Source organism: Hymenobacter sp. HD11105 (assembly GCF_054051685.1).
Map to the genome: position 1 here is coordinate 611,573 of NZ_JBSWBR010000002.1, position 24,153 is coordinate 635,725.

General features: G+C 54.9%; 19 protein-coding genes and 1 pseudogene. 10 read left to right on the top strand and 10 right to left on the bottom strand.

What is annotated here, in order from left to right:
- Nucleotides 1-92 precede the first annotated feature (92 nt).
- Nucleotides 93-1,004 (bottom strand): cyanophycinase, encoded by a 912-nt coding sequence (locus ACW9KT_RS08845; RefSeq protein ID WP_457079435.1) that lies wholly within the window; start codon nt 1,002-1,004, stop codon nt 93-95.
- Between the two features lie 159 nt (nt 1,005-1,163).
- A complete protein-coding gene (locus ACW9KT_RS08850) occupies nt 1,164-2,993 on the bottom strand; it encodes a M1 family metallopeptidase (protein WP_457079437.1) in 1,830 nt (609 codons plus the stop codon).
- 282 nt (nt 2,994-3,275) lie between these two features.
- Between ACW9KT_RS08850 and ACW9KT_RS08855 the strand changes: the two genes are divergently transcribed.
- From ACW9KT_RS08855 to ACW9KT_RS08870, 4 genes and pseudogenes are all read left to right on the top strand, one after another.
- Nucleotides 3,276-5,048, top strand: a complete 1,773-nt coding sequence (locus ACW9KT_RS08855) for a L,D-transpeptidase family protein (RefSeq protein ID WP_457079439.1) — start codon at nt 3,276-3,278, stop codon at nt 5,046-5,048.
- Between the two features lie 408 nt (nt 5,049-5,456).
- A pseudogene (locus ACW9KT_RS08860) lies at nt 5,457-5,624 on the top strand (helix-turn-helix domain-containing protein); the annotation flags it as partial.
- 258 nt (nt 5,625-5,882) lie between these two features.
- Nucleotides 5,883-6,134 carry a hypothetical protein gene (locus tag ACW9KT_RS08865; protein WP_457080188.1) on the top strand — a complete coding sequence of 84 codons (252 nt, stop codon included), beginning with the start codon at nt 5,883-5,885 and terminating at the stop codon, nt 6,132-6,134.
- 845 nt (nt 6,135-6,979) lie between these two features.
- Nucleotides 6,980-7,156 carry a hypothetical protein gene (locus tag ACW9KT_RS08870; RefSeq protein WP_457079441.1) on the top strand — a complete coding sequence of 59 codons (177 nt, stop codon included), beginning with the start codon at nt 6,980-6,982 and terminating at the stop codon, nt 7,154-7,156.
- Between the two features lie 140 nt (nt 7,157-7,296).
- Here the strand turns inward: ACW9KT_RS08870 and ACW9KT_RS08875 are convergent, their stop codons facing one another.
- Both ACW9KT_RS08875 and ACW9KT_RS08880 read right to left on the bottom strand, forming a co-directional pair.
- On the bottom strand, nt 7,297-7,806 hold the full coding sequence (locus ACW9KT_RS08875) for a hypothetical protein (protein ID WP_457079443.1): 510 nt from the start codon (nt 7,804-7,806) through the stop codon (nt 7,297-7,299).
- Nucleotides 7,807-7,932: 126 nt separating this feature from the next.
- A complete protein-coding gene (locus ACW9KT_RS08880; protein WP_457079445.1) occupies nt 7,933-9,363 on the bottom strand; it encodes a DEAD/DEAH box helicase in 1,431 nt (476 codons plus the stop codon).
- 216 nt (nt 9,364-9,579) lie between these two features.
- Between ACW9KT_RS08880 and ACW9KT_RS08885 the strand changes: the two genes are divergently transcribed.
- Complete coding sequence (locus tag ACW9KT_RS08885) at nt 9,580-10,104, top strand: NUDIX domain-containing protein (RefSeq protein ID WP_457079447.1); 525 nt, start codon at nt 9,580-9,582, stop codon at nt 10,102-10,104.
- Nucleotides 10,105-10,234: 130 nt separating this feature from the next.
- On the opposite strand, the gene ACW9KT_RS08890 is transcribed toward ACW9KT_RS08885, so the two are convergent.
- Complete coding sequence (locus ACW9KT_RS08890) at nt 10,235-10,819, bottom strand: hypothetical protein (RefSeq protein WP_457079449.1); 585 nt, start codon at nt 10,817-10,819, stop codon at nt 10,235-10,237.
- Between the two features lie 187 nt (nt 10,820-11,006).
- On the opposite strand from ACW9KT_RS08890, the gene ACW9KT_RS08895 reads away from it, so the two are divergent.
- From ACW9KT_RS08895 to ACW9KT_RS08905, 3 genes are all read left to right on the top strand, one after another.
- Complete coding sequence (locus ACW9KT_RS08895; RefSeq protein ID WP_457079451.1) at nt 11,007-11,234, top strand: hypothetical protein; 228 nt, start codon at nt 11,007-11,009, stop codon at nt 11,232-11,234.
- The gene (locus tag ACW9KT_RS08900; protein WP_457079453.1) at nt 11,234-12,112 is read left to right on the top strand and encodes a UDP-2,3-diacylglucosamine diphosphatase; all 879 of its coding nucleotides are present in this window, start codon (nt 11,234-11,236) and stop codon (nt 12,110-12,112) included. Before ACW9KT_RS08895 ends, ACW9KT_RS08900 begins: the two co-directional genes overlap by 1 nt.
- A gap of 178 nt (nt 12,113-12,290) precedes the next feature.
- The gene (locus ACW9KT_RS08905) at nt 12,291-13,289 is read left to right on the top strand and encodes a glycosyltransferase family protein (protein ID WP_457079455.1); all 999 of its coding nucleotides are present in this window, start codon (nt 12,291-12,293) and stop codon (nt 13,287-13,289) included.
- A gap of 22 nt (nt 13,290-13,311) precedes the next feature.
- Here the strand turns inward: ACW9KT_RS08905 and ACW9KT_RS08910 are convergent, their stop codons facing one another.
- Nucleotides 13,312-13,950: a hypothetical protein gene (locus ACW9KT_RS08910; RefSeq protein ID WP_457079457.1), complete on the bottom strand. Its 639-nt coding sequence runs from the start codon at nt 13,948-13,950 to the stop codon at nt 13,312-13,314.
- Nucleotides 13,951-14,276: 326 nt separating this feature from the next.
- Here ACW9KT_RS08910 and ACW9KT_RS08915 point away from each other — a divergent pair, with 326 nt between their 5' ends.
- Nucleotides 14,277-15,683 carry a GH1 family beta-glucosidase gene (locus tag ACW9KT_RS08915; RefSeq protein ID WP_457079459.1) on the top strand — a complete coding sequence of 469 codons (1,407 nt, stop codon included), beginning with the start codon at nt 14,277-14,279 and terminating at the stop codon, nt 15,681-15,683.
- Between the two features lie 177 nt (nt 15,684-15,860).
- Here ACW9KT_RS08915 and ACW9KT_RS08920 read toward each other — a convergent pair whose 3' ends face one another.
- Nucleotides 15,861-17,807 (bottom strand): cytochrome-c peroxidase, encoded by a 1,947-nt coding sequence (locus tag ACW9KT_RS08920; RefSeq protein WP_457079461.1) that lies wholly within the window; start codon nt 17,805-17,807, stop codon nt 15,861-15,863.
- A gap of 98 nt (nt 17,808-17,905) precedes the next feature.
- Nucleotides 17,906-19,402: a hypothetical protein gene (locus ACW9KT_RS08925; RefSeq protein ID WP_457079463.1), complete on the bottom strand. Its 1,497-nt coding sequence runs from the start codon at nt 19,400-19,402 to the stop codon at nt 17,906-17,908.
- Between the two features lie 247 nt (nt 19,403-19,649).
- On the opposite strand from ACW9KT_RS08925, the gene ACW9KT_RS08930 reads away from it, so the two are divergent.
- Nucleotides 19,650-21,044, top strand: coding sequence for a 3' terminal RNA ribose 2'-O-methyltransferase Hen1 (locus ACW9KT_RS08930; RefSeq protein WP_457079465.1), 1,395 nt, complete (start codon nt 19,650-19,652; stop codon nt 21,042-21,044).
- A gap of 28 nt (nt 21,045-21,072) precedes the next feature.
- Here the strand turns inward: ACW9KT_RS08930 and ACW9KT_RS08935 are convergent, their stop codons facing one another.
- Nucleotides 21,073-22,107 (bottom strand): hypothetical protein, encoded by a 1,035-nt coding sequence (locus ACW9KT_RS08935; protein WP_457079467.1) that lies wholly within the window; start codon nt 22,105-22,107, stop codon nt 21,073-21,075.
- A 101-nt stretch (nt 22,108-22,208) separates the two neighbouring features.
- Nucleotides 22,209-24,146, bottom strand: coding sequence for a glycoside hydrolase family 97 catalytic domain-containing protein (locus ACW9KT_RS08940; RefSeq protein ID WP_457079469.1), 1,938 nt, complete (start codon nt 24,144-24,146; stop codon nt 22,209-22,211).
- Between the last annotated feature and the right edge of the window lie 7 nt (nt 24,147-24,153).

Genomic DNA, 24,153 nt, shown 5'->3' on the forward strand with positions numbered 1-24,153 from the left:
ACACAGGTTTGAAGTGCCAGTATACGGTTTCCAGTAAACTCAAAATCCCGCGCTTCTGTAAGGAGCGCGGGATTTTGTATTGAGTTGAAAGATTACGAAACCGCTGGCTGGGAGCGAGGCGAGGGCAGCGAGGCGTGAACCTCTTTGCTTGGGTAAAATTTACGATCCGTCAAATTGTAAACATTGCCTTTCACCAACACGTGCAGGATCATGTTTTCAATGGAAAGCGCCGCGCCCTTTTTAGCTTGGGCCGCGTTGTTGTGCTCTAAATGATGCCCGTCCATTATCACGACCAAGTTGGAACCGATGGTCTCAATAAGATTGCCTTCGGTGATAAGCACGCCGGTATCCTCTCCCAGACCAATTCCGATCAGCTTAGGGTGGAGGGCCACTGCCTCAATTAGGCGACCGAAACGGCCTCGCTTCACGAAATGAGAATCGATTACAACTTTGGGCATCAAGTTCAAGCCGGCGCCCATTTTCACGGCACCTTTCATGAGCGCGTCGGGTACGCTACCGCCCCGAATCATCACCTTAGACATTGCCATGGCGCCAGCACTCGTGCCCGCAATCACAAAGTTGGGGTGGTGGTGGTAACGGTCAGTGAGAATGCGCAGAAACTCGGTGTTGCCAAACATTTCGGTCAATCGGGACTGATTGCCGCCACTGAACATGATGATGTCGGCCTCCCGTAGACGTTCGAGATACTCCGGCTGGTCAGTGTCTTCAGGTACGCGAATATCAAATACGCCCACGTTGAGGCAATTGAGCATAGCGAAGGAGGCTACATAAATGCGGGCCACTTCTTCCGGAATCATGGAGGCCGTCGTGACCACCTCGATGCGCGGATCGGCCTTGCCCGATTCTGTCACGATGCGTTTCAGAATGCCAAGCTCAAAGAAATTCAGGTAGTACTTCTTCTTAGTACGAGGGTTGGGGTAGGTCCCTTTATCTTCATTGCCGCCGATGGCAATTAGTTTACCGAGAGGTTTTTGATTTTCCAACACGAAAAAATAGACTAGTTCAACACAAAAAACAGAGCGGATGGCTCCAAAATCAAGCAAGCTTCGAGCCACGTCGCGGCCTAATGAGCAGAGGGGGGCGCGAGCAAAGTGAATGAAGCAATCAGCTAGTTAACAACTTATCTACGTAACTCTCCTGCTTTAAACGCTTTTTTCTTGCGAGGGCCGGCCCAACAAGGCATCGAAAGTGCTGGTTGCCACCGCGTGATAGTTGGGCCGGGCACGGGCATAAATGGCCTTAGCACGAGCCTTTCCGTCGGGTAAAGCCAGTACGGCTTTGTAGAGGGGAACCAGAAACTTACGCCGACCCACGCGCAGCAAAAAGCGCTGGGTTGCTTCCTCGGCGGGCAAATGGCCTGCTGCCATAGCCACCGGCAGCCACGCAGTCAGAATCTCAGCATTCCCAGATTGGGTAAGCTCGAAGGCAGCATCAAGCTCCGCAATTTGCCCCCTGGATAAATCGGCCGGTAGCCCCTGAATAAAATGCACCCACTCATGCGTACTCCACTCCGACACCACCAAGTCGAGGGCAGGGGTGCCGCGGAGCCATTTGCGGCGCGTCGCTTCCACGGCTGCGAACCGTTCGGACTCCACCGGTGGCGCGACGCTGGGAATTCCGGGGCCATTTATCCAGGCATCAAGCTGGAGCTTTTCTTCCAGGCCGGGCTCCGGGTCCAGCAGTTCGCGGCGCAGGTAAGACACGAAGGAAGCAGTGTCCATGCTTTGAAAACTATGCTGGGTGAAATACTGCTTGATAAAGGCATCGAGGCGGGGTCGACCCACCAGTCGCTCTAGGGTTAGTAGGAGGTAGTTGCCTTTTTCGTAGGCAATTTCGTTTAAGCCTTCATCGGGGTCGCGCCCAGCTAGGTTAAGGTGAAGGTGAGTGTCGGGGCTCTGGGGGCCAATTTCCTCAATGGTGTGCAGCAAAGCAGTGTGACCTAGCATTTGCAGCATACTAGCGTAGGCCGGACCGTACAGCTTCTCCATAATTCGCCGCTCAAAGTACACGGTAAAGCCTTCGTTCAGCCAGAAGTCGTTCCAAGTTGCATTTGTAACTAAGTTGCCCGACCATGAGTGAGCAAGCTCGTGAGCAATCAAACTAGTTAAGCTGCGGTCACCAGTGATAACCGTGGGCGTTACAAATGTTAACCTAGGGTTTTCCATGCCGCCGAATGGAAAGCTGGGGGGCAAAACCAATAGGTCGTATTGATCCCACTGGTAAGGACCATATAATTCTTCGGCCGCCGCCACCATTTTTTCCAGATCCCTGAACTCAGTCGCAGCGGCTTGTAGAGATACCGGTTCGGCGTAGATACCAGTGCGGGAGCTGATGGGAGCGTAGGTAAGGTTGCCCACAGCCAGGGCCATGAGGTAAGCCGGAATGGGCTGCGCCATGCGGAAGTGGTACTCTCCCTGCGGACTCAAGGCCTGCGGGTTTTGGGCGCTCATCAAGGCCAGCAAATGAGCCGGTACCCGCACCCAGGCTTCGTAGGTGAAGCGGACGCCCGGCGAATCTTGGCAGGGCAGCCATGTGCGCGCCAGAATTGCTTGGGACTGCGTAAATAGAAAGGGGTGCTCGCGGCCGGCCGTTTGCGCCGGCGACAGCCACTGTAGCGCCGCTGCCTCGGCCGTGGTACGGTAGCGAATAGTGACGGCCGAAGTCGTAGGAGCGAGGGTGATGCGGAGGGCCTGACCAAGCACATCATCAGCGGGCCCTAACTCGAAAGTAGTGGGGGCCCCGGTGGGGCTGTCGAGCAACACCGCTTCGATCTGCAAGTCCCGGGTGTCGAGGTAAAGATCGGTGGCGCCGGCAGGGTTTGTCAGCTGCCAAGTAGCTTCGCCCACCAAGGTTTTGGCCTCGAAGTCGACGCTTAGCTCAAGGGACAGATGATGAACTAGTACCTCCGCAGGACGAGCGTAGCTGTGTGGATCGGTGGTGAAAGAAGCGGTTGGAGAGGTTGGGGACAGCATTGGCAAAATCCAAAATATACGGCGTAAGCCTGCGGGCAAAAATGAAAGGTAAGAAGCTAAAGGTAGCCAAAACGTATACTGAGGACGAGCTATAGGGTATACAAGGGAAGGCGCAAATCGTGTATATTGCCACCTGAGGCGTATTCAGAGCCGGGCGGAAACTTCGCAGGGCTGAATGCAGTAGAACGCCCAAGCTACCGACAAGGACCTATCTTGAGTTAGGTTTTGTTGAGGAGTTTATTCGGCATTGGCTGCCTTCTTCTGACGCTTCACCATTTACATATGAAATCTCTAGTTCGCTTTTCTTTTCTATCCACCTTTCTGGTTTGGCTGATTGGCCTGACGGTTCTTACTGCGTCTACCTCGTGCAGCCAGGATCAGAAAGCTCAGATCAAGGATGCCTTGCCGGGCGTGCTGACCAAAGCAGGCGGCCCTCAGCCGAAGCTGGATAGTGTCTACGTCATGAAGGCGATGAATGCTGAACCAGCTTTCAAAGACCAGCTTGAGTGGGGCAAGAAGTTCTACAAAGAGCGCGACTACCGATTGGGCTGGTTTCGCAACCATGAGCTTGTACCGCAAGCCAAGACCATGCTGGGGGTAATTGAAAAAGCCGCCGATGAAGGGTTAGACCCTAAAGATTATAAGGTCAAGGACTTCAATAAGTTATTTGCTGATCTAGAGGCAGCTCAATCTGACTCTACCAAGCGCAATGCCTTGGAAAAGGAGATTGATGTAGCCTTGTCGGGTACGTATTTCAACTGGGCGTCTGATTTTTATCGGGGCACGGTGAGTCCGCGGGAGGTTAAGAACATCGACTGGCGGGTGAAGCGTAACAAAATCAAGTTGCACAAAGCGCTGATGACGATTTTGCAGGAGCGGGAAAGCACGTATCCATACTATGAGTTCGAGCCCCTGCACCCTGAATACAATGCCCTGAAAAAGGCTTTAGCCGACTATCGTGCGTTGCAGCGTAACGGCGGCTGGCCCACCATTCCAGCCGATACCAAGCTCAAGCCAGGCAGCTCATCGCCGGCCGTAGCACTGTTGCGGCAGCGGCTGTTGGGGGGCAAATCTGAGCCAGCGCCTGCCGCCGAGAGCACCCCAATTCAGCCAGTAGCCGACAAGAGTGGAGCATCCGCGCCAGCTACTAACGCCGCCCCAGCCCAGGTTTATGAAGGTGAATTGGTCGAGGCTGTAAAGGCGTTTCAAACCCAAAATGGCCTGAAGCCCGACGGTATAGTAGGGGGCGAAACCCTGCGCTTACTCAACGTACCGTTGGCCACTCGCATCGACCAGATCATGCTGAACATGGAGCGATGGCGCTGGATTCCGAAGCGTTTCGAGCCAAATTATTTGCTGGTTAACATTCCTGATTACAAGCTGCACGTCATTGAGGACAACAAAGAAGTGCTCACTATGAAGGTAATCGTGGGCAAAGCTTTGAACGCTACACCCGTGTTTAGCGACAAAATGGAGTACGTTGTTTTGTCGCCGTACTGGAACGTGCCCATGAGCATTATCCAAAAAGAGCTTGCTCCTAAACTGGTTAGGGACCCCAACTATTTGGACCACCTAGACATGGAGGTAGTGAAGGGCTACGGCGCCAAAGCGGTGCCTGTGGACCCCGGTTCAATCGACTGGAGCAACGTCAACGAGAAGACATTCAAGTACACTTTACGCCGGCGCCCTGGCCCTAAAAATGACCTTGGCGACGTGAAGTTTATCTTCCCGAACTCCGACGATATCTACCTGCATGACACCCCTCACGATGAGCTGTTCAACCAAACCAAGCGCGGCTTTAGCCACGGTTGCGTGCGCGTAGAGGAGCCCATTAAGCTAGCCGAATATCTGCTGCGCAACAAGCCAGGCTGGGATCGGGAGAGTATCCTCAATACCATTCAGGCCCGCGAGGAGAAGTACGTCACCCTAGATGAGAAGCTGCCCGTGTACCTGGTTTACTTCACTTCTTGGGTCGATGAGGCCGGCAACGTGCACTTCCGCGATGACATTTATGGTCATGATAAGGCGCTAGCCCAGCAGTACTTTAATAATTAGCTAACGGCGCTCTCGTGCCTTCCTGAGAAGCAGGTTTTACCTATAGCGAAGGAAGCAGCTAAAGACAAAAAGCCCCCCATACGGAGATCTCCGTATGGGGGGCTTTTTGTCTTTAGCTGTTTTTTGAACGGGCCCCTTCTGTTGGCTTAGAGGATGATTGATGAAAGATATTATAGATAGCTATAGATGGCAAAAATCAAGCTATGTGCGTCATAGATTGTGCTTAATCAAAGAGGCTAAACCATAGAATCTAGCTTGTTGTCAATTGTAAACAATGGATAGAAGTAATTATGATTGTTAACAAAAGTGTCATCCAGCAGTATGGCTGTTTATAATTGTAACTAATGTTAACTATAACAACATCTGCCGTATTACACGTACATTTGTAATCATTAGGCACGGTTCATTATGGTTGAGCGCATTCGGCAGATTTTGCAGGTACGGCAGTTGAGTCCCACTCAGTTTGCTGATGCGCTAGGCCTTGCCCGGCCTATTATAAGCCATGTACTGAGCGGACGTAATAAGCCTAGTCTTGAGGTTGTACAGAAAATAATCGCGGCCTTTCCAGATATATCATTGCCATGGCTTTTGAGTGGGCAAGGCCCCATGCTGGCTTCCGTAGCTTCTCAAGCTACTACGCCAGCGCCAGCAGCCCCTGAGGATGCTGTATCACCACCAAGCCCAGTACCAATAGCTGCCCCCCAGCGCCCTAAACGCGCGGCAACACGTGCACCAGAGGCTTCTACACCTTTCGCTTCGACTATACTACCTCCTGCCCAGCTCCAGCCAGTAGCTGTTGCAACTGCCCCACCGCCTCCTGGATATAGTGAGCCTGTGCTTAATTTTGCATCTTCCCCTGAAAGCCTACAGGCGCCTCGGCCCACTCCACCCGTTGCGGAAGCTCAGCCAGCGCCAGCAGTAGCTGTAGCCGCGCCGCAAAATGCCCCCCAGGTGCCTGCTGCCCCCGCGCCCTCCTCTCCCGATCTACTGTCAGCTTTCGCAGAGCCAGGCAAAACGATTCGTCGCATTGTGATTTTTTATCATGATGGCACCTTTTCTGCATACCAGCCGGAGATGCCCAGCTAGTGCATTGCTAATGCTGAATTAAAGCCTCGAACTGTTTAGTCATTCTATCTCGTATCTCTAGCTGAGAGCGCCTAATACGTGCTGTTTACGTACACATATATCCCTGTTATTGAGTCTTATAAGACCCAATTCCCTAATGGGCTATATAGGGGCCTTTGAGTCTTTTATACTACCCGAAGTACAATTGACACAAGCCAATTTCAGCAGGTGTTATCGTCGTGGAGAAAAGGTGATTTATCTATAACTTGTATGTACTTCTAAGACTTACGTCAATAGGGATAGTTATACTTGAAAACGTGTTTTTGAAATAAATATAGTTTTACATATATGATAGTTATACATATTTGTAAATCAGATGTTTATATTAATTTAGTAAAAGTATAGATAGTAGTAGTTAGCCGCTATTGGATATGCCTTAACTTTATTGCCTAATTGCAAAAGGCTCCCTATAATTAATTGGTTGTGATCCAAAATTCTTTTTCTAGGAATTGCTAAGCCTTTTGACATGGTTATTTCATGTTAAAAGTGAAAGTGCTAGATGCTCTTGGCTTCGCTAAAACCCTTGGCAATAGTCTTAAATCGGCTGCAAATCTTAGCGCTTATTGCATTAGCGCTTCAGCCTTATATTTCTTACCTATTCAGTCTTATTTGACTTACTCATATTGAGCCTGTGTTGTCAAATGTTATCTACTGAACTTGTGCTGACGAGGCTGCTGCTAGCTTAAGTATAGCAGGGATTGGCTATAGAAATTTTGTTATATGCTTTAAGTTGCTCTTTCATTTAAGTTGCTCTTTCACTTAGCACAGCAGTTGGGAGTTTTGATAGGGGTGCTTACCTTTGGGGCATGAAAAAATTCCGTCTGCTTCTGCTGTTTGCCTCCTGCGCTTCGCTTTTCCTGACGTCCTGCTCAGTACCCCCAAATGCCGAGGAGGATCCTGACGCTGACGCGGCCTACAAGCGGGCACACCGCACCGAGATGTACCGTAAGGCTCAAAGCAGCGAGCCGTCTATTCAGCAGTAGTCTAGCCTGCCTGTGGGCTAGTCCTGCGGTTGTAGCTAGCTTGTTTATATAAACGATCATAAAGCCAGAAGCCCCACCCGACGTAAGTCAGGTGGGGCTTCTGCATTGCTTTTATATTGTGAGTCGAAATAGGGCGACCGTTAGCTATTCATGGCCAAAACAAGTTGCTCAGTCTCTTTGGTCGGGACCGGGGCAGGCTGGGGGGCAAAATCGGGGAGACTAATGCCGGCCAGGAGGTTGTTCTCCAGCAAGTCGGCCCAAGTACGTAGGTAAAGCACTACGTCGTCGCGCTGGTTGTGGCGCAGGGCGTTGCGGCGCTCAAAGGGAATGGCCGCCCGAATAGCAGGGTCGCCAAGGCGTTCGAGATGGGTAAGATCTTGGCGGGAGAAACCCAAGGCCAACATTTCATCGATAGTTTGATCGATGGGCAGGCCGCTGGTGGGGCAATAGTCGATGAGCTGCCGCTCCCAGTCGCCGTAGCGCTGCATGGCGCGGGCGTGAATCTCCGCTTTCGTGAGGCGCGTGATGGTTTGGGCGAGGTGGCCACAGTTGCAGCTACCCATGTGGCCCCATTGATAAGGAGCTTGGGTGGCGAGGCGCTGGGCCGTATCGCGCAGGGCCTGAATAACGGGGAGTGTGCTCTTAGCCATAAGATTGGTAGATCGGGTTAAGACAAGTTCTAAACGACTTCCGGGGTTATAAGGCGAAAGAACAGGGTTTTGTTTCATGAAAAAAGCGGGGCCGACTCAGAGTCGACCCCGCTTTCGGGTTATAGCTTATCGGCCATTGTCGCCGCTGCCGTAGCGCCGACGATTTTGCCCCCCAGCGTTGCCACCGCTGCTCGACCGCTCACCCGCAGGCCTAGAACCGGCCGGGCGGGAAGAAGAGGACCGAGGACCAGCAGCAGGGCGAGAGTGGCCCTGACCGCCCCGGCTTGAGGCCTCAGCTCCAGCTCGTGGTGGACGACCGCCACCGCCACCTTCGCGGCCAGGACGGGCGGGCCGACCAGCAGGTCCTTTGGGACGCGGAATAGATTCGCGGCCGTTCAGCAGTACCGGCGCAATAGCTGTGGAACGGAAAGGGTGCGTAGCCACATCGATCTGCCGACGAATCAGCTTTTGGATATCTTGTAAGTAAGCGCGCTCTTCGTCTTCGCAGAATGAAAGGGCAATACCATTGGCCCCGGCCCGGCCTGTGCGACCGATACGGTGCACATAGGTTTCGGGCTCGTTCGGGATTTCGTAGTTGATAACGTGCGTCAGCTCGTCCACGTCGATGCCGCGGGCGGCAATGTCGGTGGCGACCAGTACGCGGATGCTGCCAGCTTTAAAGTTAGATAAAGCGCGCTGACGGTGATTCTGCGACTTGTTGCCGTGAATGGCTTCCGCGGCAATGTCAGCTTTTACCAACGTTTTTACCACTTTATCGGCCCCGTGCTTGGTGCGCGTAAACACGAGCACGCGGCGGATATTCTTGTCAGAAAGCAAATGCTCCAGCAAGTCGGCCTTGTCGTGCTTATCGACCATGTACACGGCTTGCGAAACCGTGTCGGCCGTGCTTGACACAGGCGTAACGGCCACTTTTACCGGGTTTGGTTTCAGAATTGTGCTGGCCAGTTCTTGAATAGGGCCCGGCATGGTAGCCGAGAAGAACAGGGTCTGGCGAGCGGTAGGCAGCTTGGGCAGCACACGCTTGATATCGTTGATAAAGCCCATGTCCAGCATACGGTCGGCTTCATCGAGCACGAATACTTCTACGTGGCGCAGGTCTACGAAGCCCTGGTTCATCAAGTCGAGCAGACGGCCGGGCGTAGCGATAAGAACTTCTACGCCGCGACGCAGCGCGTTAGTTTGGGGCAATTGACCCACGCCACCGAAAATAACGGTGTGGCGCAGCGGCAAATGACGGCCGTAGGCGGCGAAGCTTTCGCCAATCTGAATGGCCAGCTCGCGGGTAGGCGTGAGCACCAGGCAGCGAATGCGCGAGTGTGACACGTGCGCTACTTTAGCTGTCTGGGTTAAAATTTGAAGAATTGGAACAGTAAAGGCAGCGGTTTTGCCGGTGCCCGTCTGGGCAACGCCCAACAAATCGTGGCCTTCCAGCACCTGCGGAATAGCTTGCTGCTGAATGGGGGTGGGCGTAGTGTAACCTTCCTCGTGCAGAGCACGGAGGATAGGATCAATCAGATTGAGTTCGTCGAATGACATTGAAAAAGATAAAAGGAGCCACCCCTAACTAATACAGCAGGCGGCAGCCGACAAAAACGCGGCTTCAGAAACCGGTCGAAAAAGAGAAAAAGCCCCCCAGCGGTGCCGGGAGCGTAAGCGGATTGCGGCGGTTGAACGTATAACCGGAGCCAAGCGCCGCGCCTGGTTCAGTTATTTCCGATAAAATTCAACGTTTACACGCCAAGCTTACGACCTATGAACATAAAGGACCGGAAAATCCTCTACGAAGGCTTTTACAAACTTAGTGAACTCACGGTGCAGGATGGCTCCGAGGAGTACCAGCGCATCCGGTTCGAGCCCGGTGAGGCCGTGGCGGCCTTGGTACTGGATACCACCCGCCAACGCTATCCATTGGTCCGTCAGTTCCGTGTAGGGGCCGAGGCTGACGTATTGGAGCTGCCAGCCGGCATGCTCGACAAGGAGGGTGAGAGCCCGGAGGAGGCGCTGCGCCGTGAAATTAAAGAAGAGTTAGGGTACAAAGTTGATCATTTAGAACAAATAATCCAGATATACCCTTCACCGGGGGCAAATGCGGAGCGCATTACCATTTATTACGCCGAGGTAAGCCAAAAAATCGCCCCCGGCGGGGGTGAGGCCAGCGAGGGCGAAAAGATAACGGCGGAAGAATTTACCTGGGACGAGTTGATTGCAGAGCCGTTGCAAGATGCCAAGACGCTAATAGCTGTGCAGTGGGCGCAATTGCGGAAGGCGAAGGGATAAGGACATTTATAGTAAACCGTCATGCAGAGGCGGAGCCGAAGCATCTCGCGTGTTTAGTAAGGTTAGTAGCCCCTCATCAGCACGCGAGATGCTTCGGCTCCGCCACTGCATGACGGTCTATTTATTAGCTCTAGCCCTTAGGATCTACCACGTACTCGAAATTCTGCTGAAGCTTAGCGTCGGTGATGATGACGGTTAGGGGCTGGGGCGTTTCGGTTTTAACAAATGGAATAGTACGCTCACTCTTGTATAAGTCACGGTTCCAGAAGCGGCCGTTACCAGGGGCGGGAGTTTGGTTGTAGACTTCTTCGCCGGCTTTATTCTTCGCCGTGATGGTAAGCAAGCTCGGGTCAGCATTTGAGGCCCCGCGCCGATACATGGTTATCACTAGGTTACCGCCAGCAGGCAGGCTGTTGAAGCGGCGTTGATACGTCGTGTCGGCCCAGTTGTTCATCTTGCGCAGAGCGTTGATTTCGGTGAGGAGCTCTTCGTAAGGGCGGTATGCTAGACGTGTGGCGGTACCAGCCGCTTCCGAGTCTTCGCCGGTATTCTTGGTGACGTTGGAAATGTAGGCGCAGTCCTTATCCTTTTGGGGGATCATATAGCGCTGCTTGCGCTCTTCCTTCTCTTTTTCTTTCTCCTTGGATTTTTGGCTTTTTTGGGCCGTAGCAGCAAAAGAAGAGAGGAGGCAGCAGAGGAGTAAAAGTTTTTTCATGGGATAAGTAAGAAAGGAAATGGAGTGCGCTGTAGCGCGGTAGATGCAGGAGTAAAGTGCAGCGCTAAGCTTCAGCTTAACGGCCTAGCCGGGCCGTAGCAAAAAGCGTGACAAACCCATAATACCCACGTAACGCTGGCGTCATAGGCCGCCCCGACCTTTGCAGCGGGTAAATCTGCTTTGGCTTATGCACGCTCCTCTTTCTCTGCCGCTGCTGCGCCGTTTGGTGCGGTGGTTGGCGTACGCCGGCTGTCAAGCAGCACTGCTCATAGCCTTTGGGCTGCGCGCCCTCGCTAGGGGGCGTTTTCCGTTTAGCTTCGGCGGACACACGGCGTCGCAAACTCCGATTTTGCCCCCCAGAGGCCGGAATTTGTCGCCAGCATCTCCGGCCCACCATCGCACTGCCGCCTACTAATGGGAAAGAAAAAGAAAGCCGCCAAAGGTCGCCGCGTGGCCGTGGCCGTCATTTCCGACGTGCACCTGGGTACCTATGGCTGCCACGCCGAAGAGCTGCTGCGCTACCTCAAGAGTATTCGGCCTAAAGTATTAGTCCTCAACGGCGACATTGTTGATATCTGGCAATTCAGTAAAAGCTACTGGCCGGCAGCTCATATGCGGGTGGTGCGCCACCTGGCTGGCCTGGCCGCCAAGGGCACACCTATTCATTACCTCACTGGCAACCACGACGAGCTGCTGCGCAAATTCACCGGCACTCGTCTAGGGGCGCTCAGCATCGCCAACAAGCTGGTGCTCGACCTGCCCGGCGACGGCAAAGTCTGGATGTTTCACGGTGACGTGTTCGATGTAACCATGCAGCACTCCAAATGGCTAGCCAAACTGGGCGCCCAAGGCTACGATGCGCTGATTCTGCTCAACCGACTGGTCAATTTCATGCTACAGAAAATGGGCCGGCCCCGCGTGGCACTATCCAAAGCTGTGAAAGATAGAGTAAAAGGCGCCGTAAGTCTGGTGAGCAACTTTGAGCAAACTGCCGCCGGTATTGCCGCCGACGAAGGCTACCGCTACGTGGCCTGCGGGCACATTCATTGCCCCGAAATAAAGACCATTGTTACGCAGAAAGGCGAGGTGACCTACCTTAATTCTGGCGATTGGGTCGAAAATCTAACCGCCCTAGAGTACCGCGCCGACACCGGCTGGCAACTCTACCGTTACGCCGACGACCCGCTCATGCAGCAGCCCGCCGATGTAGAAGCTTATTCTGATGCTGACACCGATGAGACAGATGGCGCCCTAGAAGCGGCGCTGTTTGAGGAAATTATGAGCGGCAAGTAGGGGAGAGGGCCTAATGTGCTAGTACTGCTTTGGAGTCGAACTAACACTTGGTCTGGAAGCCTGCTGCGCTCCTCTATTAAGCAACATGATTTTTACATAACCCAAATAAATGTCGAAATAGCAGGAGGCTGCTAGCTCAGCAGTGGCCCCTTCTTTTTTAACCTCAAAATCTTCATCCTTGCCCCGTATCCTTTACGCCATTCAAGGCACAGGCAACGGCCACCTAAGCCGGGCCCGCGATATTATTCCTCTGCTCCAGGAGCGCGCTTCCCACCTCGATGTGCTCGTGAGCGGTCCGCCCGCCGATCTGGCATTGCCATTTCCGGTGAAATACCAGTTTCACGGTATGGGGTTCGTGTTTGGGAAAAAAGGTGGAATAAGCTTCTCCAAAACATTTGGACAAGTAAATGCCCCTGCCTTCGTGCGTGAAATGCGTCAGCTGCCAGTAGAGCAGTATGATTTGGTTATCAATGACTTCGAGCCAGTGTCGGCCTGGGCTTGTAAGCTGCGCAACGTACCATGCATTTCCCTAAGCCACCAAAGCGCGGTGCTGACTAAAAATGCCCCCCGGCCCAAGCGCCCTGACGTAGTGGGCCGCACGGTGTTAAAACATTACGCCCCAGTCACGGCCCACTACGGCTTCCACTTCGAGCGCTACGACCACGGTACCCACACGCCTGTAATCCGAAGTCAGGTGCGCGAGCTGACGCCCACCAATGAGGAGCACTACACCGTGTACCTGCCGGCCTACGACGAAGAAACCCTGGTGGCGCGCCTGCGCTACCTTAGCCGCACTACGCGCTGGGAGGTGTTCAGTAAGCACAGCAAGCAAGAAGCGGAGCACGGCAACGTACGCGTGCGCCCCGTGAGCGGCGCGGCCTTCACCGATAGCCTAGCGCGTAGCGCTGGCGTGCTCTGCGGTGCCGGCTTCGAAACGCCCGCTGAAGCGCTGTTTTTAGGTAAAAAGCTGGCCGTAGTGCCAATGAAAAATCAGTATGAGCAGGCCTGCAACGCTGCTGCCTTGGGCAAACTGGGAGTGCCAGTAATCAAAAGCCTTAAAGACAAGCACCTCGATGGCCTCGATCAGTGGCTGCAGTACAGCAAACCCATCCCCGTACATTACCCCGACGAAACCGCTGCTGTGCTGGACAAACTGTTACGGGAGCATCTGAAGTAAGCTGCGCCGTGCCGCCCGGCTGCTATAGGCCCGTTTTGGTTCTAAACCCCTTGCCATTGGTGATATATACTCGCTTAAAGCCCAACTCCGTGAGCTCACTGCGTACTTGCTGGAGCACAAAATCCTTGTTTTCGGAATTAAAAGCCGGCGAGGAAAGCGTAATAACCTCCGCCTGCTCGCCCGAAACGCGGGCCCGCACATTGAGCTCGTCGGAGATGGCATCTTCGGGCAACTCCTGGGCATAGTATTTTTTGAAATCATCGGGGAGTTGGTCCGCGTGGGCGCGGCGCGCAGCTACGGCTATGCGGTTTTCGGTGGCGCGCTTCCTGGCGGCAGCCTTTTCAGCGGCAGATGGCGTTGCAGGCCGCGCCGCCGCTGGCTCGGCATATTCCTTAGCAAGGGCGGTGGCTGACTCCGAAAAATCTGCCTCGTCGGATGTGCTTTGGCTTGGATCTTCATCGGCCATCGAGTCTACGTTGGTCATGGAGCTGCGGGTGGCAGTTGACTGCGGCTGCCGCTCGTTTAGGCGCTGACTGGCTACGTAGCCCGCTGTGGGGGACGTAGCACTTGGCGCTGAGCGGTGGAGGCGGCCAAAGGCAAAAGCAGCCACAAATGCGAGCAAACTAAGTCCTGTTATTCCTAATAAAGCGTTCAGATTCATAACCTAGCAATTAATCAGCTACTTCGAGTTTTCAAAAGCACAAGAAATTGCATGCAACATGCTATTTAAAGGCCATTTTGGATTGTACCTAATGACCTTGATTTCCCTTATACCTACTGACTAGTAGTAAGCAGATCCGACCAAATATCAAGATCAATAAACGGATTCAAATCAAAAATCAACTTTCTGGTAGGCCCAAAAGTCGTTTTTTTGCGCATAGCAACCAGTCGGCTTAGTCGTATATTTTTTCGTAAGCCTAGCTACAAAAGTCTGCCTGCAGGGTGGCGCTTTACCAGTGTCGTCTGCTTTATTTAGTAATCGTTTGAATGCCTGATTCCGCTGCTGCCTTACCCGCAGCTTTCTTTCCCGAAAACGCCCCCCAGACCTATTCCCGTGCCGATTTTGGTCCTGATTTTAAGTGGGGTGTGGCGGCCGCGGCCTACCAGACCGAAGGGGCCTGGGATGCCGATGGTAAAGGTCCCAGCATCTGGGACGAATTTGTGCGGCGGCCCAAGAAAATCCGAGGTGGGGAACACGGCCGCATAGCCACCGATTTCTACCACCGCTGGCCCTCTGATCTGAACTTGCTGCGCGAGCTTCATATTCCCAACTTTCGGTTTTCGGTGGCGTGGTCGCGGGTGTTGCCTCAGGGAACAGGTACGCTGAACACCAGAGGGTTGGATTTCTATGATCGGTTGGTGGATGGCTGCCTAGAGCGTGGCCTCACACCCTGGCCCACGCTCTACCACTGGGATTTGCCCGCCGCCCTGCAGCAGCGTGGCGGCTGGACCAACCGCAGCATCGCGGGCTGGTTTGCCGATTATGCCAAGCACGTGGCTGCTCGCCTTGGCGACCGGGTGCAGCACTGGATGGTGCTCAACGAGCCCATGGTATTTACGGGTGCGGGCCACATGATTGGCATTCACGCACCCGGCCGGCGGGGGCTGGGGGCCTTTTTATCAAGCACCCATCACGCCGCCCTAGCTCAGGCCGAAGGTGGGCGAGCTTTGCGCGCCGCGCTACCGGCCACCGCCCAAATCGGCACCACGTTTTCCTGCTCCTATGTTACGCCCTGGCGCCCTCATTTGGCCCGCGACCAGCGTGCTACGGCCCGCGCCAATGCCATTCTCAATCGCCTCTTCGTGGAGCCGGCACTGGGCCTGGGCTACCCCGTGGCCGAGGCGCCCGTGCTCGGCTGGCTCGACCGCTACGTAAAGCCCGGCGACGAGCAACTCCTGCCCTTCGACTTCGACTTTCTGGGCATTCAAAACTATACCCGCGAGGTAGTGCGTCACTCGCCCTACGTGCCGCTGGTGTGGGCCAAGCTAGTAGGCGCCGCCCAGCGCGGCGTGCCCCACACCACCATGGGCTGGGAGGTGTATCCCGAGAGCATCTATCACATGCTCAAGCAGTTAAGTAGCTATAAAAATGCCCCCCGCCTGCTCGTAACCGAAAACGGTGCCGCCTTCCCCGACGAACTAGTAGCCGGCCGCGTACCCGACGTTGCCCGCCAGGCCTACCTGCGCGCCTGCATAGGCCAGGTGCTCCGCGCCAAGCGCGAAGGCATACCGGTAGACGGCTATTTCACCTGGTCATTCACCGATAATTTCGAGTGGGCCGAGGGCTACAACCAGCGATTCGGTTTAGTCCGGGTGGACTACGACACCCAGCAGCGCACTGTGAAAGACTCCGGCCACTGGTACGCGGGTCTGTTGGGAGGTAATGTGGTGTGAGTGTAAGAAAAACCCTGATACACCTACAATTCTAGAACGCCATGCAGAGCAGAGCGAAGCATCTTGCTTGCCTCGTTGCAAGAATAACCCTGACGACTGCACGCGAGATGCTTCGCTCTGCTCCGCATGACCGCCCGTTGGACTACTATTATACTTATTCCGCAAACGTTTCTTAAGCTAATATTTTCCCCCCACAACTCGCTTATTCAGCTGAGCCATACCCGCCGGAAAGTCTGGTAGGCGCTGGGGGGCTTTTTGGGTGTTGGTGGTATCGGTGAGAGCGTGGAGGAAGGCTAGCAGGTCACTTTTTTCGGCTTTGGTGAGGTTGAGCTTATCGGGAGGGAGGGTTTGGTTGGGCACGTCGAGGCCTAGGCCTGCGCCGCCGCCTTGGTCGTAGAACTCGATTACTTCTTCCAGCGTGTTGTAAGCGCCGTTGTGCATGTAGGGGGCCGTGAGGGCGATGTTGCGCAGCGTGGGCGTTTTGAAGGCGTGGCGCTGCCACTCAATGCCTTGCAGGCGAAACTTGCCCGGATCGGGGTCGATGGCGGTGGGGTGGAGGCTGGCTTGGGCGGGCACGCCCAGAATCTCGGTTTCGGTGCGGTCGAAGGTGGGGGCTACGTTGCCGTTGAAGAGGGGCATAAAGTGACAAGTGCCGCATTTGCCCTTGCCCATGTACACGTTGAAGCCGCGTTGGCCCGCCGCATCCAGCACGGCCGTTTCGCCGCGCACGTAGCGGTCAAAAGGTGAGTTGAGGCGCACCAGGGAGCGGACATAGCTGGCCAGCGCCTTCTGTACTTGGTTTTCGGTAATAGCTGTCTCAGTGGCGTCCGGGGTTTCAAAAGCGCTGGCAAACGCGGCCCGATAGGCTGGGCTTTGGCGCAAGAGCGAGGCGGCGCGGGCTAGGGAGCCGTGCATCTCAGTGGGGTTGGCCAGTACGTCGGCAGCCTGGTCTTCCAGGTAGGTGAGGCGGCCATCGTGGTACTGGGTGCGCTGCAGGGCGGCGTTCAGCAGGGTAGGAGCGTTGCGGCTGACCGTTCCCTTGCCGGCGAAAGCCACGCTGCGGGCCCGGTTTTCGGCAAAGCCGCGGGAGGGCTGGTGGCAGGAAGCACAACTCCGCCCGCCGTTGCCCGACAGCACCGGATCAAAAAATAGCTGCTGGCCCAGCGCTACCTGCGCCGGCGTGGTGCGCGCATCGCTCTGGGGGGCAAAATAATCGGCGTTGAAGGCGGTCGAATCGAACAGCGTAGCGGCGCTAGCCCGTAAGGCGCGCGCCTCCGTAAACTCCGGAATGCCTAGGGCCAGCTGCGCCGCCCGCAACTGCTCCGATAAAGGATTAGCGTATTTGGTCAAAAAGGTGAGCTGGTCGAAGTCGGCGGCAGGTGAGCGTTTTAAATGATTTATGCTGGTGGTCAACGTCTTATTAAGGCGCTCAGCCAGGGCCGCATCGCGAGTCCGCAGGGCGGGCGTATAGGCAGCCAGCGCGGCGCGTAGAGCCTGCAAGCTGGCCACGGCCTCAGGCACCGCCGCTTCGGGCGTAGCGGGCGTATCGAAGCCGGGCAGGCCTAGGGTCACGATGCGGAACACACCTAGGCGCAGGGCGTCGAACACGTGCCGGTCGGTGAGCACCAAGATATCGGCTGAGTTGCGCAGGCCGCGCAGGGAGCTACGCATTAGGGCTAATTGGTTGAGCAGTTCGGCGTGCTGGTCGGGGGCGTAGGCTTCGGGGTAGAAGTAGGTTTCGATTACCTGCAAGCCCTCCGGCATAATCTGGCGCTGCTCCTGGTCGTAGTCGGCCACTTCAATAATGGCCGGACCGTTGAGCAGTTTAGCTAAGGAAGCCTGATAGTATTCAGCCAAAAACTCTAGCTGCTTATAGCATTGCCGTGCCTGCCGAAACGCCCGTCGCTGGGCGGCCACTGGGGCTTTAGTAGCCACACTTTTTTGCAGGCGCACCAGCGCCGAATCGAGCAAGATCAGGTTCTGATGGTAGGTGGCCAGCACCTGATCGGTGGGTCGCGCTGGGGCCTTTTGAGCAACGCTAGCCTCGGGGCGCTGGCAGGCTGTTGGGCCAAGTAGCACTACAGCAAACAAACTTGATGCAATCCAGAATAAAATTCTTAACATCTGATTATCAATAAATAAACAAATGAGTAAACACTTGTTTTACACATATGAGAAAGCCTCGCCTTGATCAGGCGAGGCTTTCTGTATGTAAGATGTTACTAGCGGGGAAGGCCGCTGATCACGACTAGCTGGCTGGCTTGGCTGTTGCCATTGTTAGGCTTAGCTCCACCATCACGGTACTTCTGGCCGGTCCAGCTGTGGGGCTGAATGCATACCACAAACGTGTTCGGAACACCTAAGTCGTCGGATACGTCGAGCATAGCGCCGTACTCCCAGCTGCCTTTGCGCGAAGCACCGCTGCCAACGTTGTACTTAGCGGCGTCCGCCTCGGTGCGGCGGTGGTCCAGCTCCACTACTTTCTTCAGCCCGCCCCCATTGATGGCATACTGATAGATGTAGGCATCGTGGGTCTCGGGGCCGTAGCCGTTGGAATCTTCCTGCACATACACGTAGTTCTCAGTTACGCAGATGTTGTCGGGGTTTTGAAACTCACCGGCAATGCCCGTGCGGTCGTCGCCGTCCAGAATTACTTCCAAAGTGCCTTTCAGTGGGTTTTTCTCGTCGAGCACGAGGCGGTATACGCGGCCCCACACCGTCCGCGACTTGTCGGCGTTGGCGCCGGAAGCGGCTTGGCCAGTCACGTTGAAGTAGATTTCGCGGCCGTTGTCGCGGTTACCTTTGCCGTTGTTCTCGTGGCCTTTGCGGTAGTCGATATCCTCAACGCGGCCAAACTTGATGGCTTTCAACGGGTCAACCTGAGCTTGCATCTGGTTGCCGGTCAGGTTCTTGTGGTCTGGAATTAGAGCAAACTCGATGGGGTACTTCTGGCCCACTTTGATGTCGGTTTCCTTCTGGTTGAGGTCGGTGCGGCGGAGCATGTACTGCTGCCCGCCGTCGAGGTCGCCCACTACGTTGCTCAGGTAGAGCGCCAATTGCCCCCCAGTGGCGTCGGAAGCGTCTTCGCCGGTCAGTACCACCGTTTTGCCGGGATAGGCCGACTTAGGCAGAGGCACCGCATTTTCGGCGCTCCAATAGCCCAGGCCGCGAATACCTTTGGCCATGCCTTGGGTGTTGTTGGGCGCAAATGGGTCAATCAGATGGGTTTGGGCATTCACGTCGCTTTCGCCGGCGCTCAGGAACGCCGGGCCAAAGCCGTGTTCTTTGGGGGTTACGAGCGTGGCCGAGCATAGGCGCCACCGGCCCCCATCGGAGTTCAGCACATATTCGCCACTCACGGGCTTGAAGTTGTTATCAAACTGTACCCGCGAGATAGACAGGTTGTCCTCGTGGTTGACGAGCATGGTGAAGCCGTTGCCGTCGGGGTTGCGGAGTAGGCCCGCACCGTCGGCCGAGCCGCCGAACATAAACTCGGGCGAGGCGGGCAGCACGTCGTCGGAGCTGATGAGGGAATAGATTTTGAGGTTGTCGAAGCCTGACAAGGGCTTGACCAGTGCCGGCGTTACCGAATGGTTTTCCAGCTTCACCGCCTTGTTAACCGGAATGCTGGGCTGGTTGCCTTTGTCGGTTTCGCAGCTGGTCAGCGCGGCGCCCAGAGCTAAGGCAGAAAGGCGTGCTGAGAGGGTAATGTTGTTCATAAACAAATAGTTAGGTAGGGGAAGAGGTTGCGTACTAAGAATGCCCAAAAGTATCGGGGGCATGTTACCGTCGTGTAAAGAGCCAGTTATCAAGCTGTGATGGCAGCGTTAAGAAATTGCGAAGCGAGCTGAACAGGCAGGCGGAATAAGCCGGGGGCTTTTTTTGGGTGCTGACTAAATCTTCTGAGTGCGGGCCTGCCCAACCCATGTATCTTGGGGGGCATTTTTGCCGGTTTAGCTTCTCCTTATGCTGCTCACCATCACCACTACCCACCAGCCCGCCACTGATTTGGGCTACCTGCTGCACAAGAATCCGGCGCGCCTGCAGTCGGTAGACATTGCCTACGGGCAGGCCCACATCTTTTACCCTGAAGCCACCGCGGAGCGCTGCACCGCCGCTTTGCTGCTCGATATCGACCCGGTGGCGCTGGTGCGCAACCACCGCGGCCCGGCCGGCGAAGGCTTTGCCCTGGAGCAATACGTGAACGACCGACCCTACGCGGCTTCTTCATTTATGAGCACGGCTCTGGTAAAAGCCTTCAATACAGCTATGAACGGCACCTGCAAGGACCGCCCCGACCTGCCCGACACGCTTTTGCCCCTCGAAGCGACCGTAGCCGCGCTGCCCGCCGCCAACGCCAGCCAGCTCCAACGCCTTTTTGCCCCCCTAGGCTACGAAATTGAAACGGAAGCCCACCCGCTCGACCCCACCGTGCCGACCTGGGGCGACAGCCGCTACTTCACGCTCCGCCTGCGCCACCCGGCCCTGCGTCTGCGCGACTTGCTAAGCCACCTCTACGTGCTCATTTCCGTCCTCGACAACGACAAGCACTACTACATCGGGCAGGCCGAGGCCGACAAGCTCCTGCACCGCGGCGGCGACTGGCTGCCCCTGCACCCCGACCGCGAGTTCATCACGCGCCGCTACCTGCGCAATCTGCGCGAGTACGTCGATCCGACGCTGGAACGGCTGTTGGTGGGGGAGGAAGCAGAGACGGTTGATGCTCTGGCTAATGAAGCCACTGTTGAGCAAGCTGAAAAAATCTCCCTCCATGACCTGCGCCTCGACCATGTAGCCGAAGAAATACGCCGCCTCGGGGCTAAGCGCGTGCTCGATTTGGGCTGCGGAGAAGGCAAGCTGGTGCGTCGTCTGCTCAAAATCCCGCACATCGAGCACATTCTGGGCATGGACGTGTCGCACCGCGAGCTGCAGCGCGCCCACGAGCGCCTGCATATCGTAGAAATGCCCCCCAGGCAGCGAGAGCGGCTCACGCTGGTGCAAGGCTCCCTACTCTACCACGACCCGCGCCTCAGCGGCTACGATGCGGCGGCCGTAGTTGAAGTCATCGAGCACCTCGACGAAAACCGGCTAGCGGCCTTTGAGCAGGTGGTATTCGTCCGCGCCCGCCCTGGCGCCGTGCTCGTCACCACGCCCAACGCCGACTACAACCAGCGCTACGAAACCCTATCCGCCGGGGAGTTCCGCCACCAAGACCACCGCTTCGAGTGGACGCGGGCGCAGTTCGCGGCTTGGGCGGCGGGAGTTGCGGAGCGTCACGGCTACCGCGTGCGCGTGGAGCCGCTAGGGCGCGAGGTGGAAGAAGTAGGAGCGCCTTCGCAGTTGGCGGTGTTTGAGCGATGACACTCCATAAGTGGTTAACGCTCAGTTACTAATTACCATATATTTCGCGCCTTTGCTCCATATATTTCTCATTAAGCCTTATTCTTTCTTTTAAAGGCTCCCATATCTTATTAGAATGCTTTGTGATTGCTGTTAGTAAATATTCTCCCAAGGCTTCGCGTCGAAATTCATCATACGAAATCAATGTTGTCTCAAAAAGCTTATAAATAGATGGATTGGGAAACATTGCCAGTATCTGATAACAATAATCCAAGTTCTTCCAATCTTTCTGATCTTTATTCCATTCTTCAATAAATAGTTCTTTAACAAAAGGATAGAAATATACATCTGGAAATTCTTCGACAGCCATAAGAGCATAATAGTGGGATTCTCCTTTTTCGAAAAAAGAAGCAATTAGCTGCTTGTCTTGTTGTCGCCTGTACTTTGATAATATAAGTAACGCTAACTCGTTTTGCTCTGTTTCTACTATCTCTCTTATTTTATTGTAATTATGATCTGAAGGAATTAGATCATTAATAGCCCTGCGTCTTTCTGATAGTAAAATTGTTTTATCATTAATTAAAATAGAATCAACTAATTTTTGTTGGTTATTAGTCAAATGGTAATTATCTGATAAATTTTTATTGTAAACCATACTCAGCAATTTATCCCCTACCATCTCTCTGCCACCTAAGCAACCAGCTCGAAAAACTACTTGTGCAGTGTCATGTAAATGTTGTAGTACTAAAGGAAGGATTTTAGTAGAGTCTCTGGTAACTAAAGCTTTAAATGCATAATATCTAACAGCACCGTTTTTATTGTTCGTTAAAGTATGTAGCTCGTCAGCGGAGGCGTTTTTCAACAGTTGATGATATCTCTCCCATTGCACTGAAATCTCAGCAGCTTCTCCGATATAAGGACCAGTAACTATATTTTTCTTTGCTATGGCACTAACTGTTTTTTCAATCTCTGGGCGTATGTTGTCATTTGCCGTAATTTCTTTGTTAGTACTAACTTCTTCTTTGACATTATTGCAGGAACAACAAAGTATCAGTGATAAGACCATTAAAAAGAACGATTTCATGCTGTTAGGTTTATATAGGAAGTGAGCTTCTATTATCGTATCACTGCTCAATTCTATGAACTGATATTGACGACTAAATAGTATAAATATTTAATTATATATCAATTCAACTCCAGCACAAAACCGCCGCGTGCTTTTACCGGCAGCGTGAGCGCCGTACCGGTGAAGCTGCGGGTGCTGAAGTCGCGGTTGGTGGTGCCGTCGGTGATGAGGGTGCCACCTTTGGTTGCGCCCAGCTTGGATAGGTCAAGGGTGATGGTGCGGTCGGTGGGGGTGCCGTTGATGCCGGCCACGTACCATTTGTTGTTGGCTTTGCGGGCCACCACGGCATACTCACCGGGAAAGCCGTCCAGAAACTTCACGTCGTCCCAGCTGGGGGGCAAATTCCGCACAAAGTCCACCACGAAGGGCGGCTGCTTTTTCATGCCCTCCGGCACCTCCACGTAGTGCTGGATACCCGATTGAAACAACACCGAAAGCGCCAGCTCGAAGCCGTTGGTAGTAAGGCGATTTTGACCGGGAATTTCGGAAAAGCACATGGGCGTAAAGTCCATGGGGCCGACGGCGTTACGAGTGAAGGGCAGCACGGCGCAGTGGGTGGGCTCTTGGTCGGCGTTGGCCTGCTCAAAGGTCAGAAACTCGAAGCCACGCACCGCTTCCATGGTCATCAGGTGGGGGTAAGTGCGCGTCCAGCCGCGGGGGATAGTGGTACCGTGAAAATTGACCAGCAGCTTGGCCTGGGCCGCGTCTTCCAACAGGTCCTGGTAGTAATTCATCATCGACTGTCCGTCGCCGCCGAAGAAGTCGATTTTCACGCCTTTGATACCCATTTGTTGCAAGCGGGCAAACTCCTTTTTGCGGGATGCTGGGTCGAAAAGCACGTTTGTGGGCGTCTGGGGGGCTTTATTCCAGCTGCCGTTGGAGTTGTACCACACCAGCAGATCCACGTTTTTGGATCGGGCGTAGGTGGCCAGCTCCGTCATTTTATCGTACCCGATTTGCTTGTCCCAAAGGGCATCAATCAGACAATACTTCCACTTCATATCGGCCGCGTAGTCGATGAAGTTCTTCTGCACGTCGTACACCGTTGCCTCGTCCTTCAGCAAGGCCCAGCTCCAAGAAGCCTTGCCCGGCTTAATAAAGGCGGTATCCTTAATCTTGGTGGGTGCGCTGAGGTCAGTAGTAAGCGTCGATTCGACGATGTTGCCCAGCGTGGGGCCCACTACCAACACCCGCCACGGCGTGCTCCACGGCAGCGTCGATTCGGGCGTGGTCGGAGCCGTGGGCGTGGTGCCTTCGCGCTCCTGTACGAAGGCAATACTGTACTCGCCATCGGGCGAGAGGTGGGCCAGGTGGGTGCCGCAATAGCTGCGATCCATGCCGGCTTCGGTCAAGAGTACCCAGTGCCCGGCCGCCTGAAACAGCGCCGGAAACGACCAGCCCTGCCCCAAACTCGACGGCGTGCCGGCCGCTATGCTCATCTTGTAATATTCCTCGTACGACGGCTGCGTGTTGGCCCACCCCGTTTGGGCTACCGCGTGCGGATGGAGCCATCCTTTGGCTGCGGCTGGCAGCTTAAAGGTGGTTTTTTCGGCCAGAATACGTTGCATTTCCTTGGATTTGCCCCCCAGCACATACCGAAAAGCCACCCCATCATTCGATACCTGAAACACCACGCTGAGCGTGCGCCCTTGGCTACCCGAGAACGTGATTTCGCGCCGGTTGGCCTGGTAGCGGCAAGCCGAGCGCTTGTCGTTGGTGAGGGTGTAGCTGTCGGTGACGGGCGCCGATTTGCCAGCGCTGGTGAGCTTGAGCCCTTTGCTTAAATCCGCGTCGGCCAGCTGCAAACCCAAGCCGGATGGCCGCAGCAGCTCCGTGTCTTTGTAAGCTACCGAATAAATGGGCGCGCCCTGATTGCTAAGGCTGACCGAAACCCGCACGGCCCCGTCGGGGCTGGCAATTACAATGGGCTCTGGTGCGGCGGCCTGGGCCAGCATAGTTGTCAGCAATAGCACGAAGGTCAAGGATGCTTTCAGCATAAACGCA

Excerpts from the sequence above, each read along its gene's own strand:
- ACW9KT_RS08850 (WP_457079437.1), bottom strand. The coding sequence starts at position 2,993 with ATGCTGTCCCCAACCTCTCCAACCGCTTCTTTCACCACCGATCCACAC.
- ACW9KT_RS08855 (WP_457079439.1), top strand. The coding sequence starts at position 3,276 with ATGAAATCTCTAGTTCGCTTTTCTTTTCTATCCACCTTTCTGGTTTGG.
- ACW9KT_RS08870 (WP_457079441.1), top strand. The coding sequence starts at position 6,980 with ATGAAAAAATTCCGTCTGCTTCTGCTGTTTGCCTCCTGCGCTTCGCTT.
- ACW9KT_RS08875 (WP_457079443.1), bottom strand. The coding sequence starts at position 7,806 with ATGGCTAAGAGCACACTCCCCGTTATTCAGGCCCTGCGCGATACGGCC.
- ACW9KT_RS08880 (WP_457079445.1), bottom strand. The coding sequence starts at position 9,363 with ATGTCATTCGACGAACTCAATCTGATTGATCCTATCCTCCGTGCTCTG.
- ACW9KT_RS08885 (WP_457079447.1), top strand. The coding sequence starts at position 9,580 with ATGAACATAAAGGACCGGAAAATCCTCTACGAAGGCTTTTACAAACTT.
- ACW9KT_RS08890 (WP_457079449.1), bottom strand. The coding sequence starts at position 10,819 with ATGAAAAAACTTTTACTCCTCTGCTGCCTCCTCTCTTCTTTTGCTGCT.
- ACW9KT_RS08895 (WP_457079451.1), top strand. The coding sequence starts at position 11,007 with ATGCACGCTCCTCTTTCTCTGCCGCTGCTGCGCCGTTTGGTGCGGTGG.
- ACW9KT_RS08900 (WP_457079453.1), top strand. The coding sequence starts at position 11,234 with ATGGGAAAGAAAAAGAAAGCCGCCAAAGGTCGCCGCGTGGCCGTGGCC.
- ACW9KT_RS08910 (WP_457079457.1), bottom strand. The coding sequence starts at position 13,950 with ATGAATCTGAACGCTTTATTAGGAATAACAGGACTTAGTTTGCTCGCA.
- ACW9KT_RS08915 (WP_457079459.1), top strand. The coding sequence starts at position 14,277 with ATGCCTGATTCCGCTGCTGCCTTACCCGCAGCTTTCTTTCCCGAAAAC.
- ACW9KT_RS08920 (WP_457079461.1), bottom strand. The coding sequence starts at position 17,807 with ATGTTAAGAATTTTATTCTGGATTGCATCAAGTTTGTTTGCTGTAGTG.
- ACW9KT_RS08925 (WP_457079463.1), bottom strand. The coding sequence starts at position 19,402 with ATGAACAACATTACCCTCTCAGCACGCCTTTCTGCCTTAGCTCTGGGC.
- ACW9KT_RS08930 (WP_457079465.1), top strand. The coding sequence starts at position 19,650 with ATGCTGCTCACCATCACCACTACCCACCAGCCCGCCACTGATTTGGGC.
- ACW9KT_RS08935 (WP_457079467.1), bottom strand. The coding sequence starts at position 22,107 with ATGAAATCGTTCTTTTTAATGGTCTTATCACTGATACTTTGTTGTTCC.
- ACW9KT_RS08940 (WP_457079469.1), bottom strand. The coding sequence starts at position 24,146 with ATGCTGAAAGCATCCTTGACCTTCGTGCTATTGCTGACAACTATGCTG.